Below are 13,005 nucleotides of genomic sequence, written 5' to 3' on the forward strand. Positions count from 1 at the left end.
TCGCCAGCAGGATGAAACGGTAGGCCCTTGTCGTCCCGGCGGTCGGATCGCGTTCATGCGGTGATCCGCATGAACTGATCGCAGAAAGAAAAGAGAAGTAGGCAAAGGAATTCTCGTCATGCCACACGTCATTCTCGTCCGCCTCGTGCCGATGAAGCCTACCAGCGGCGCCGACTTCAGCAACTATCTGGCCAATCTTTCCATTCGTGCGTTCGACCTGTCTTTTGACAATACGGCCGATGGCACGCTCATCGGACAGGCGCAGGGCGCGTGGGTTCCGAACACCGGCATCAACGCGTCCGGTCCAGCGTTCACGCCGGCGACGCAAAGAATCGCGCAGCACTTCTCCGTGTACCCGGTGCAGGTGCTTCCGCTGCCCGCGCCGCCTGAACCGGATGTGCGCCTGGAAGCGGTCGCAACCGCTGTCATCGAGCTCAATTCGCCGGCGGCGGAGTTCAACACGAGCGATCTGCGTCTTGAGATAAAGCAAGGTACGGAGATCGTTGCCTACGAACGGCTCGACTTCAATGTGAAGACCGAGCCGGATGCGCCGATCTCGAACAATCCGGCAACCTATATCGGCGTCGATCCGCCCGCGTTGGTGGTTTCGCTGCCCGATCCTTCGGTTGCGCTTGATCCCAATGCCGCATTCGTTGACTTGCCAACGGACGGAACGCCGCCGAAATTTGCTTCGCTTCGTACGGCAGTGGACAAGGTGTTGGCGCAGGATCCCGACGCCGGCGCCGCGCTTGCCAACCGGAGCCCGCTCACCGCCGCGCAGGCACGGCAGGTTGCACGCGAGATCATCTGGAATCGCCAGATCACACCGCCGCCCGACCGCCCGAACGACCGGCGGCTCGAGGAAATGTACACACGTCCGCAGACCGATACGTCCTGGAGCAACGACGATCGCGACCGGGCGGACATGGATCGCAAACAGTATGAGGCGAGCCTGTTGGGCTACTACGCGCTTCAGAATGCGAATTCGGATCGACTGGCGCAATATGTCTTCGCAATATCGGCTGCGGTCTGGGCCGAGCAGCAGAGTGCGGCACCGGTACGTGCGAGTCTGCATTTCCCGGTCGAAACCGGCACGCCGCCGACGCCGGGCTCTACATTCAGGCAGGCTGACGTCGTCATTGAGGATAGCGGTGGCCTGACGCTCAACTTCCAGGTGCCTGCGGAATATTTCTACGCGCTCTCAGCGACCCTCGCGGCGAACGTCACCGCCGATCAGCGTTACCGCATGGCAACCGACGATGACGAGCCGCGCATCGTTACAGGGATCAAGGCGGCGATTGATGCGAACATCATCCCCGTCGCTGCGATCCCGCCTGAGAATGCGGCTCGACGCCTTGTTGCGATTGGGCGCGGACGCGTGCAGCGACCCCCGCTATGCCCGCTCAATCCGAATGTAAATGCGCTTGTGACCGCGTGGCTTGCGGACACCAACCCGTCGATCGATCCGTTCTGGCAGCAGAGTCCTTTCCCAGCCGCGCTCGTGCCGGGCCACCTCGATCTCGTGCTGGCCGTGGTCACTCAGCAGACCGTCGTTACAGCGGACTCGACGGCGCTGATCGCGGCAATCAAGGCCATCCCGGTCGCAAGCACGGGACAGTTGAAGGCGCTCACGGTTCAGCAGTGGATGGCCTTCTTCCTGCCCGGCAATGTGGGACTGTTGCCCGACTTCACGAATCCGGGCACGCCCGAGGAGCGCGTGCAGGCGTTCGTTCGGCAGGTCCGCAAATACTTCGAGGTGCTGTCCATCGCACCGCCACCGGTGCTGGGCGCGGGGATGCATGCGCTAACCATACCCATCGCCGACAATGAACCGTTTGGAGCCTTTCTCGCGGCGGCCCCTGGTTTTGTATTTCCCGTCGCGAATTGGAACGCGTCGCTTATCGTGAATGCCTTGCAGACGGCGTTCCCCGGTGATGCGAACGCGCAGGCCTGGCTGCTCAATGCGCTTCAGACGATCGACGAGTTGCTGCGCGCGACGAGCGGCGTAGGTCCGGCATCGTTGCAGTTCTCGCTGCTCGAAGCGCTCTATGCGCGCGGGTTCACCTCTCGCGAGAAGATTCAGGCGTTGTCATCGACGGAGTTCGAGTACGCGTTGACGGGTACGGTGGCTTATCCGCACGCTGCCGCCATTCAGGCGGCAGCCGGCGGCTCGGTCGCGGGCGCCCCGTCTGTAGCGCCCGGCCCGTTCACACCGATCAATCCCGACGCCTCGCTCGTCAACTGCATCCCACCCTGGCACTTGTCGCCGCTAGGTCCGGTGACATACTTGCAGCATTTGCTTGCCGCCGGTTTCGGTTCCACATGCGATCATCCGGTTGCGACCGGCGATCCACTCGGCGCGTTGATCGCGGTGCGGCGCGGGCCGCTCGGAGATCTGCACGCTACGGCCGCCAATCTCTGCACGACGCTGCCTCTGATCGACATCGTCAACGAGAATCTTGAAGCGCTGGTCGATGGCAGTGCGACGGGCGTTGTGTATGACACGAATGGAGTCGCGCTCGGAGGCCACACGCTCAAAGCGCCCGACGACAAAGAGAGCGATGGCCACCTGCCGAACGCGCTCTTCGCTGCCCTGCCGGAACATTCGACGCCCGCGACGCCGGTAAAGCGACCGGGCGCCTACGCGACGCTTGAGATCGATTTCTCATCGCCTTTGCTGCCGTACTCGCAGCCCCTCGATATCTCGCGTTCGTATCTCTGCGCGATGGGTACGTCGCGGTTCGCGACGATGCGTGCCTTCCGCGAGTATATTACTGAATTCGCTATCGATGCGGGTGAGGAAGCGGCCGATTTTCAAAAGCATCTGTGGCGCTATCCGGTGCGCATCGAACTGGCGATCGAGTACCTCGGCCTCTCACCGGCCGAGCACCAGACGCTCTATCTGAACCCGATCGGCGCGACAGATCTGCATAAGATGTACGGGTTCCCGACCGACATGATCAATGGCGTCGACTGGAAGTCGATCGTCGTGCGCGTACCGGAATTCCTGAAACGGACAGGGCTTCAGTATTGCGAGTTCCTCGAACTGTGGAAGTCGAAGTTCGTGGAGTTCGAACGCCGGATTCCCGATCAGTTCAATGCGGCCGGCGGGCCGACGGGTCTGCCGCAGGACCCGGACTTCCCGATATGCGAACCGTGCTGTGCCGACGATCTCATTATTCGGTTCACTCATCCGGAGTCGATCGAAGACGCGCTTCGCCGGTTGATGGTGTTCATTCGACTCTGGCGATCGCTCAAGTGTCTGCGTGGTGCGGGCTACAGTTTTGCCGATCTTTGCGACATCTGTCTCGTGTTCAACTTATTCCAGGGCGCCAACGCGAATCCGGAATTCATCCGGCAGCTCGCATCGTTTCAGATCCTGCGTGACGATTGGCAACTCGATCTCGGTACCGATCATGCCGCGCCGAATGCGAGCGGCGCGACGCGCACCCGGCTACTCGGCCTATGGAGCGCGGGACCGGCGTCGTCGTTCGATTGGGCGGTCGCGCACCTTCTCGGTCGCGTCGAGGATCGTGCCGAGCGTGAGCATGCGCCAGGCCGACGCCCGGGCAGCCATCGTCGCCATCGTCCGCCGGAGTTCATGAAGATCCTGCGCCAAAACCTGGACTCGCTGGCCTTGCTGAGCGGCTTCGATGCGGCCGCAGCGCGATGGAATGCGCAACCGACCAGTACCCTGCGCTTCACGGAGATTTTGGCGAAGATCTATGGTTCGTCGTTCACGACGGGGGAGTTGCTGTATCTCTTCTCGGTCGATCAGCATCTCGGCGGCGACGATCCATTCTTCCAGCAGGACGGGAACGAAGCTCTCGACCAGCCCTTCGATTTTCCGGAAGAGGGGCACCCCTTCGATCTGTGGAAATTGCGCGAGAGGCTCCTGCATGTCCGGACGAAGGACGAGGACATTGCAGCGCTGACCTGGACGGCGCTCTCCACGGCGATGCGCACGGAATTCGGCTACGCTCCCCCGGTCGGAACGGATCCGTTGCAAAAGCTGGGAGAGCACTTCTTTCCCGACGCGCTGGCGCGCTCGGGCATTGCCGCCGGGCCGCAAGCGCGCCAATACCGTACCGTGCTTCCGGGCACGGTGGCGAGTATGTGGAATTTTCCGCATCCCGGACCCTTCCAATACGACGCGCTCGCACAAGAGCTCGTCATGGAACTTCCTCTTCGCAACGAGGATGTGCTCTTCAAACTTAACGCGATCGAGCAGCTGACGGCCAACGAGCGCGCAGCGGTTCAGCAACTATACTTCTTGCCTCGTGCAGAACTGGCACGATTCTCTTTTCTGTTTCCGAGCCTTGTAGAGGCGGAGAAGGCGCTCATAGAGGAATCGGACGAACGGAAACGGTGGGACTATTTCCGGCGTGCATTCATGACGTTCTCACACCGCGCGCGCACCGTTGCGGAACACCTGGCTTGTCACGTCGGCCATGCTTCGGACAAGGGTGAGGTCGAGATCGATCTCGCCCTGCTGGTCCTCCGCCGCCTGCTGGGCGATGAAAATTTTGCGACCGGCCCGTGGGAGCGTGACGATGGCGAACTTCCGGCAGGCTTCACCTGGGCGCAGCCGACCGGTGGCGCATTCGCCGCTCTAATCGGCCTCGCGGGCACCGGCCTGCTCGGTGAAGTAAGGAACTCGAGCGGCGAGGCGTGGCCCCAGCTGACCGGGGCGATGGACGCATTCACGCGGGCCAACAACCATTGGAATGCGCCGATCCCCACCATCGTTCCGAAACTCGATTTCGCGTTGCCGGCGACCGACCATGAGTTCGCACTGATCCGGAACGGAATCGCGCTTCGTGAAGCGGACGGGCTGCCGCTTGCCGGCGCCGAAGGATTCACCGCGCACTGGTCTGGCGTGCTCATTGTCGAGAAGCCGGGCACGTACACGTTCTTTGCCGGGGCGCCGACGCCGGACTGCGAGCGACCCGATTTCGAAAAGTGCAATCACAACAAGTGGCGAGTCAATCTGCGGCGCGGGCAGAAGACGTTCCGTTTGCTCAACTATCGCTGGGCGGATGAGCAAGCACCCGACCGCATATCCGGCCCGCTGCATTTGAAACGTGGCGCCTATTTCATCGACATCGACTTTGAGCAGATTCAGCCGGAATTCGACGAAAAAAACGAGTTGGTGCGTGCCCGCACCGGCTTCACCGTGAAGTACGAGGGCCCCGATACGCAAGACTGCATCGTCGCGCTTCCTGCGGAGCGTCTGTACCGCGATGTCGTGACCGCCCCGTTGACGAGTGCAATGGCGGTCGTCCCCTCGGCGGTAGAGTATCTCGCGCAACAATACACGAGCAGCCTGCGCGACATTCGTCGCACCTATGAACGCGCGTTCAAGGCGCTGCTCTTCTGTCATCGACTGCGGTTGTCCGCAGGTCTGGTTGCCCGCGCGAACGTTTCCGAGATCGAATACATGCTGTCCTCGCCAGCGCTGTTTGCCGGTTTCACCTATGTGGCGGGTGCACCGTTCACGTCCCACCGTGCATTGCTGGACTTCAATTACCTTCCGGTTGGTGACGTCTACGCCGGCGACCCGGAACGCGATCCTCCGGCGCCGTTCGACCAGCGTGCCACGCCGTCCGTGCGGCGCAGACAGGCATTGTTCGACTGGTTCGAACGACTCTGCGACTACGCTCATATGCGAAAAACCATTCGGCGGTGCAGTGAGCGGCTGGCGTGGCTTTGCTTCGTCGAGGCGTCGAACCAACAGCCGGTCGATCCGGTTCCGTTGCTCATAGATCTCGGCGTCGACGTGAATAACGCGCCGCTGATCCTGGATTTCCATGACGGCGTCACCGTCGATTGGACGAAGCTCTGCGACGATCGTTGGGCGATACGCTGCTGGCGCGCCTCGCTTTGGGTGCAGACGTTGTTGCAGGCGTTCGTGCCTCGCGATCTGTCGTTCGCGCAGCCCGATGTCTGGGCCGCGAGCACGGCGGCCGCGATGGCGGGAGGTAATGCCAATCTGACGAAGTTCTATCGCGACGGAATGATCGAGCGCGCCCCAAGGCGTTATGCCGATCTCGAGCGCCTCAACAATCTGCTGCGCGGGCGGGCGCGGGCGGCCTTGCTGGCCTGGCTCACGGGAATGAATCGCGTGCCCTTGCCGTTCGCACCCGGCAGCTTTGCGACGTCGGCCCGCGACATCGGTGCGCTGCTGTTGCTCGACGTCGAAGCGGGAGTCTGCGAGAAGGCGAGCCGTATCGAGGAGGCGATCACTGCCGTGCAGTCGTTCGTTGAACGCGCGCGACTTTCTCAGGAGCCGACGTTCACGATCGCGCCCAAGTTCGCAGCGGCTTGGGACAAGATATTCGCGACCTTCCGGATCTGGCAGGCGTGCCGTCGGCGCATGTTATATAGGGAGAATTGCGTCGAGTGGAGCGAGCACGAGCATGCGATCCAGACGGAAGCATTCCGCTTCCTCGAATCCGAGCTGAGGCGGGGAACGCTCACAGCGATCGAGCCGGGCGGCATGGAATACTGGCCGGAGCCGTATTGGCCCGACAATCCGGCGCTCATTTCGTTGCAGCATCGAGAACCGTCTTATCTCAAACAGGTGGCGCAATCCGAGAATCTCGGGTTGATGGGTCGGCCTGAGCGACATGCACGGCCGAGCTGGCTTGCGCCGTCGCAGATGCAGTCTAAGGGTGGCGGCGATACTCCGGGTGGAAATCCGGACGGACCTGTCATCGGAATCGCCGCTGTCGCGCCAGGTGCCGCGAACGGAAACGGCGGAAATGGGAATGGCGTCGACCCGAACGGGTCGGCTTCGCCGCAGTTGCCGCTCTGGCTGCAGGCGGCGGTCCGATTGGGCACTCGCTTCCTGCGTATCGCTGCTGCCGGTGAGCCGTCGGCCACGTCTTTGTTCATGCCGGCCGCGAACGCGGCGTCGCCGTGCTGCTGCGACTGCGGTCGTGTGCATCTGCCTGTGATGGACGAGTACTATTTCTGGCTGGTCAACTCGGAATACTATGATCCGACCATTCTCAACGTCGCCGACAAGACCCTGTATCAGGATGCCGACTGGGGAGTCGCGCCCGGTGACATGACGTCTGATTGGCATCGCCCCGCGCAGTTGCCAAAACTGCTCGCTTGGCCGACGAAGCCGATGGTTAAACTCGCGTGGGTTCGCGTGCACAACGGTGAGTTCCAGACACCGCGTTACTCCGATGACGGCGTTCATGTGATCCTCGCAGCAGGTGAACCGCAGCTCCAGTTCGACGGTCGCGAGGGAGACTCGTTACGATTCCGCGTCACCCATGCCGATGCGCTTCCGCTTGGCTTCACGGATCCGTCGCCTTGGGGTTTCCGATACGATATCGCGCCGGATACCGCCGTGGTATTGCCCGAAGTGATCGCAACGCCGGCCCCCGCCGGACCGTTTCCGCCCTCACTGTCAGCGTATCCGTTCTTCGTCTATTTTCTGCCGGGCGCGCCGCTCGAACCCTCGATCTTCGCGACAGCGATGACTGTTGCGGCAACACTACGGACCCACTGCCGCTACGAGGCGGCGCTGAAGTGGTATGAGCTCTACTTCACTCCCGGCGACAAGGATCTGAGCTGGTCGACGTGTCGCAGGCCGCCGCGCGACGGAGGAAGCGTGCCGACAGGGGACGTAAACAGAGGCCCCAACCCCGCAGTGCCCGGTGCAGGGGCGGATCAGCCGAATCTCGACGCGAGCCTGAACGCCAATCCCGGCCGGAATGTTGCGCCCACCGTGCTGTCAGTGGTGAGCGGCGCGAGGCGCACAGATCAGGATCCGTGTTGCGATACGCTGGTAAGGACGGATGTCGCGGCCCGGCAGCGCAGCGTCGTGCTGTCGTATCTCGAAACGTTACTTCAGCACGCGCAATCAGCGATGTGCAAGAACTCACCCGAAGGTTATGCGGTGGCAAAGCTGCGCCTCGATACGCTTTCGCAGTTTCTTGGCCCGCGGCCGCGCACGATCTACGGCCAGGATGACGGTCAGAGTCCGCAGACGGTGGCGGCGTTCGTGCCGCGACTCCCGCCGCTCAATCCTCGCCTCATGGAGATCTACGATAACGTCGCCGATCAGCTCGATGCTCTTCACCAATGCCTCACGAAAGCCAGATTGAAAAGCGGCGTCCTGCACCTGGATACTTCGTATTGGGGTGACGATCCTGTACGACGCGGATGGAAGACCGAGGCCACGAACTGTTTGGACGACGGTTGCTGCTGTCCGCCAAGTCCCTATCGCTTCCAGTTTCTCCTCCAGCGCGCACTGGAAACGGCAAACGAGGTGCGTACGTTTGGTGCTGAACTGATTGCGGCATTCGAAAAAGGAGATGCCGAATTCCTCGCGGCCATGCGATCGAGACATGAGCGGCAGTTGCAGAATCTGACCGAAGAAATCCGTCGCATGGAGTTTCGCGAAGCGGACTGGCAGGTTCAGGCGCTGCAGAAGTCGAAACAGTCTGCGCAGGCGAAACGCCAATACTATGCCGACCTTATTGCGAATGGGCTCATCCCGAAAGAACAGAGCTATCAGAACCTGATGGGCGTTTCGATGACCACGCGTGCGGCCGGCAACATCGTCGAGGCGGTCGGTCAGGTCATGAATCTCATTCCTGACAACACGACGGGTGTTGCGGGTGTCGCGTCCACGCCGGTGTCGGTGTTCAAGATGCCTATCGGCACCAAGCTCGCATGCGTTCGCCGCTGCGGCCCGTATCCTTTATACGTCCGCTGACATCACCAACACGCAAAGCGGTCTGGCGCTGACCGAGTCGGGATGGGATCGTCGCGAGGCCGACTGGGTGTTCCAGGTCACCGTGCTCGACATCGAAATCCAGCAGATCGAGCGGCAAATTCTGGGCGCCGAGCGCAAGCGCGATGCCGCCTTGCGCCAGTTGAACAACCTGGCACAGCAGAAGCAACAAGCCGCGGAGGTTCAAGACTTCCTGCGCGACAAGTTCACGAATCACTCGCTCTATCTCTTTCTGCAGCAGGAGGTCGCGGCGCTGCACCGACAGATGTTCTATGTCGCATGGTGCTGGGCGCGGCAGGCGCAGCGGGCATTCCAGCTGGAGCGCGAGCTGACGACGCAAAGCTACCTGCCACTGAACGTTTGGGATGGGTTGCATGAAGGCCTGCTGGCCGGCGAACGTCTGTCGACGGCGCTGCGCGCCATGGAGAAGGCGTACTTCGATCAGAATCGACGGGAGCAAGAGCTTGTCACGCGTTTGTCGTTGCGCCTCGATTTCCCGCTTGCGTTCCTTCAGCTCAAGACGACCGGTGCCTGCGAGATTGAAATTCCGGAATGGCGTCTCGACCGCGAGTATCCCGGGCATTATCTGCGTCGGATCAAGGCAGTGAGTCTGACGATCCCCTGCGTCGCCGGTCCGTACACAGGGGTTCATTGCAAGCTGACGCTGCTGAGCAGCGCGACGCGCGTCGAACCTACGTTACTCGACGTCGAAGAGTGCTGCCCCGGCCAGTGTACATGTGGTTGTTGTGAGCAGCAGCGCTATGAATCCATCACGGACGACCCTCGCATTGTGAAGCGGTACGGCGCCACTGAGGCGATCGCAACCTCCACGGGTCAGAACGACACCGGATTGTTCGAACTCAATTTCCGAGACGAGCGCTATCTGCCGTTTGAGTATGCGGGTGCGGTGAGTCGGTGGCGGATCGAGCTTCCGATCGAGACGAACGCTTTCGACATCGACACGCTTAGCGACCTGATCTTCCAGTTGAGCTACACTGCTCGCGAAGGCGGTTCGTCGCTGAGAGAAGCGAGTTGGGCGGCGGCATCCTGCATGCTGCCGGGCGCCGGACTACGCTTCTTCGACTGGCGACAGGACTTTTCGGACGCGTGGCAACGGTTCAAGGGCCTTGGGCCGGTTGTCGAGGAGTCAGGTTGCGCACGCGCGCTCGCATTGCGCATGAGCTGCAGCATGTTCCCGTACCTGCCGGGCGAGCGGCCTGTTCGCATGCGACGAGTCGAGCTTTGGTTCGAGACGCGCCTGTGTCAGGACGTACGAAATTATGAGATCGAGTTTCTGCCGGAGCATCAGGATGGCGCGGAGGAGAAGTGCTGCGACCGTTACTTTTTCACCTGCGTGGCCAGCGAAGACTGGCCTTGCTTGTTCCACGGCGTGATCGAGTATCCGTTCCCGTTCCTGCGAGACGACCATCCGATCACGATCGGCCATTTCTTGTTTGCCGAAAGCATCAGCGTCGTTTACCGCGCTTACTTGGTGTGTTCGTTCGAGGCCGGTCCACCTGAGCGATGCTTGCCGAGGCAGCCCGCTTGCGACAACGACTGTGCGGCACTGTGTTGAGAAGAGCTTGGAGCTCTTCCGCTTCTGACGGAAATCAGAAGCGAAGCTCTATGATTTTGATGTGACGCGTTTTCTTCACGCGAGCCGGTATCCACTTCGCTCGAAAACGCGATAGCAGTGGAGGGAGGGCCTATGATCAAGAAAAGCGCGCGCGATGAAGAGAAAAGGCCTGCTCCGAAGCCGAGAGCCAGCGCGGTGGAATTCATCGAGCTGAGGTTCGGCTTCTTCCTCAACGCGGACCAGATCGTCAGCGTGCGGGTCCTGCCACAGCAAGGGGACGAGACCTATGCGGTGATGCAGCTTTCGAACGGCGACAAGCTCAATCTCACTCTTGAGGAGTTCATGGCGGTCACCGGTAAAGACCCGCGCCCGCCGGCGCGGCTCCGGCAGGAAAGACGCTCGGAAAAGCCAGCGAAATTGGGTCGATCCTGATTCCCTCGCAACTGATTAGATGCACGGCGTTACCCGAGCCAAGTGCTAGCGGTGGCTTGATCGCGCCACTAGGGTGAGGAACCAGGGCCAAAGCCGGTCGAAACCATGAGCCAACGCTATAGGAGAGCGAGACGATCCCTCAGGCGGTGCGACTGCGGGTGACAGTTTGATACAGCATCCGCGCTCCGACATCGAGCAGGAAGCCGAGTATGCCGATCATCAGCACCGTGGCCATCAGCTCCGAATAAGCGAGGCGATCGCGGGTATCGAGAATGAAATAGCCGAGACCAGCCGAGACCCCGAGCATCTCGCACGGCACCAGCACGATCCAGACGATACCGACGGAAAGCCGCAATCCGGTCAGCACATGGCCAAGCACGCCGGGCAGAATCACGTACCACAGTGTTTCCCAGCGCGTCGCGGCGAGGCTGTCGGCAAGACTGAGCCAGCTCGGCTGCAGCCGCCGCACACCTTCGGCCGTGTTGAGCAGAATCGGCCACACCGCGGCGAACGCCAGCATGAAATAGATCGGCTGGTCGCCGACGCCGAACATCATCACCGCAATCGGCATCCACGACAGAGGTGAGATCATGCGCAGAAACTGAAACGCCGGCGAGGTCGCGGTATTGAGGCGGCTATAACTGCCGACTGCGAGCCCGACGGGCACGCCGATCAGCAACGCGAAAGCGAGACCGATCAGCACCCGGCGCAGACTGGCGAGAATATGCGCTGACAGATCAGGCTGCGCCAGCATCGTTACGAGCTTGGGGATCGCCGTGGTCGGCGAGAACTGCCGGATAAATCCTTCAGATGAAGCCAGGACATCGGTGCCGAGCCACCATAGCAACAGCAGCATGATCAGTCCGCCGATGCCGAGCAGGCTGTTGGTCAATGCTGGCAGCGTCAGCAATGGCTTGCCGCCAAAACGACCCGCAAACGTAGCGAGCCGCGGAGATGCGGAGCGGCTCAGGCTGTCGCTTGGCCAGCTTGTGCTCATGCCGCCACGACCTCGGTGCGGGTAAAGGATTCCGGCAGACCGAACGCCGCCATGCCGCCTGCCGCGATCACCGCCTTCTTGACGAAACGATCGTCGACAAGCTCGCGGCCAGCGGCTGCCGGATCGAGCGTATCGAGGAACGCGCGATCACCCTCGACCAATGTTTCCCGCAGGCGCCGGATCAGTTCCTCGGTGTAGCTTGGATACGGATAGGGCTGGAAATCGATCCGGCGCTCGCGCCAGTCCGGATGCTTGATCGCGCCAACCTTGATGTAGGTGGCATCATCAGCCTCCGGCGGCGCCAGCACTTTGCTCAGAACTTCGACACTATGCGGGGTGTATTGGTTGGGATTGTCCTTGGAGAGCAGCGCCGCCGTCTCCGCGCGATGTTCCTGCGTCCAGAGCTGCGCTTTGACCATCGCGTTGACTGCGCGCTGCACCCATTCCGGGCGCTGCTGGATATCGCGTTCATGCATGAACACCAGGCAGCAGGCGTGATCCTTCCAGACATCTCCGGTGAAGCGCAGGATCTTTCCGACACCAAGCGCCTCACTCGCTGCGTTGAACGGCTCGGCGACGATGTAGCCACTGATCTGCTTCGAGGCGAGCGCTGGCACCATGTCAGCCGGCGCCATGACAACGAGATTGACCTCGTCGGCAGCGGGGGTGCCTGTGCGTTTCGACACCGGCTTCAATCCGTTCTCGCGCAGCAGGACTTGCAGCACCACATTGTGAATCGAGTACCAGAACGGAATGGCAACCGTAGTGCCGCCAAGATCCTTGACGCTGTTGATGTGCGGCAGGACGCTCAGGCCGGAGCCGCTGGTGTGATTCCAGGCGACCACCTTGGCCGGAGCCTTGCTGGCGAAGCGTGCCCAGACTGTCATCGGCGACAGCAGATGGACGGCGTTCACTTGTCCGGAGATAAAGGCTTCCAGCACCTGCGCCCAGCTCCGCAGGCGCACCGGCTTCTCGGCCTTGATGCCTGCCTCCTCGAAAAACCCCTTGCCATGCGCCACCAGAAGCGGCGTCGCATCGGTGATCGGTAGATAGCCGATACGCAGTGGCACATCCGCGACCTCGGCGCGCGCCTCGTATGCCTTCAGGAGCGGCAGCGCGCCACTAGCGGTCAGCAGCGCTGACAGGCGCAGCATCTGACGGCGGGAGACGTCGTAACGGGAAAATTCGTCGATCGACATGGCCGGTCCTTTGAATCGTCATTTGGCTGCGCGGCGTCGCTACGTG

At 61.6% G+C, this 13,005-nt stretch carries 5 protein-coding genes; 3 read left to right on the top strand and 2 right to left on the bottom strand.

What is annotated here, in order from left to right; translation table 11 throughout:
* Window positions 1-118 precede the first annotated feature (118 nt).
* The 3 genes from AC1RT6_RS14705 (at window position 119) to AC1RT6_RS14715 (ending at window position 10,763) form a co-directional block, all read left to right on the top strand.
* Entirely contained in the window at window positions 119-8,737 is an 8,619-nt protein-coding gene (locus AC1RT6_RS14705) for a neuraminidase-like domain-containing protein (protein ID WP_493029515.1), read from the top strand.
* A gap of 67 nt (window positions 8,738-8,804) precedes the next feature.
* Window positions 8,805-10,331 (top strand): Tc toxin subunit A-related protein, encoded by a 1,527-nt coding sequence (locus AC1RT6_RS14710; RefSeq protein WP_493029516.1) that lies wholly within the window; start codon window positions 8,805-8,807, stop codon window positions 10,329-10,331.
* 132 nt (window positions 10,332-10,463) lie between these two features.
* Window positions 10,464-10,763 carry a hypothetical protein gene (locus AC1RT6_RS14715; RefSeq protein WP_079448211.1) on the top strand — a complete coding sequence of 100 codons (300 nt, stop codon included), beginning with the start codon at window positions 10,464-10,466 and terminating at the stop codon, window positions 10,761-10,763.
* Between the two features lie 139 nt (window positions 10,764-10,902).
* Here the strand turns inward: AC1RT6_RS14715 and AC1RT6_RS14720 are convergent, their stop codons facing one another.
* Window positions 10,903-11,760, bottom strand: a complete 858-nt coding sequence (locus tag AC1RT6_RS14720; protein ID WP_079448210.1) for an ABC transporter permease — start codon at window positions 11,758-11,760, stop codon at window positions 10,903-10,905.
* Window positions 11,757-12,959, bottom strand: coding sequence for an ABC transporter substrate-binding protein (locus tag AC1RT6_RS14725; protein ID WP_079448209.1), 1,203 nt, complete (start codon window positions 12,957-12,959; stop codon window positions 11,757-11,759). The genes AC1RT6_RS14720 and AC1RT6_RS14725 overlap by 4 nt, the downstream gene beginning before the upstream one ends.
* Between the last annotated feature and the right edge of the window lie 46 nt (window positions 12,960-13,005).

The sequence above is a fragment of the Nitrobacter sp. MLSD-S21 genome (genome assembly GCF_058809865.1).

Coding starts and splice junctions, on each gene's coding strand:
- AC1RT6_RS14705 (WP_493029515.1), top strand. CDS start 119: ATGCCACACGTCATTCTCGTCCGCCTCGTGCCGATGAAGCCTACCAGC.
- AC1RT6_RS14715 (WP_079448211.1), top strand. CDS start 10,464: ATGATCAAGAAAAGCGCGCGCGATGAAGAGAAAAGGCCTGCTCCGAAG.
- AC1RT6_RS14720 (WP_079448210.1), bottom strand. CDS start 11,760: ATGAGCACAAGCTGGCCAAGCGACAGCCTGAGCCGCTCCGCATCTCCG.
- AC1RT6_RS14725 (WP_079448209.1), bottom strand. CDS start 12,959: ATGTCGATCGACGAATTTTCCCGTTACGACGTCTCCCGCCGTCAGATG.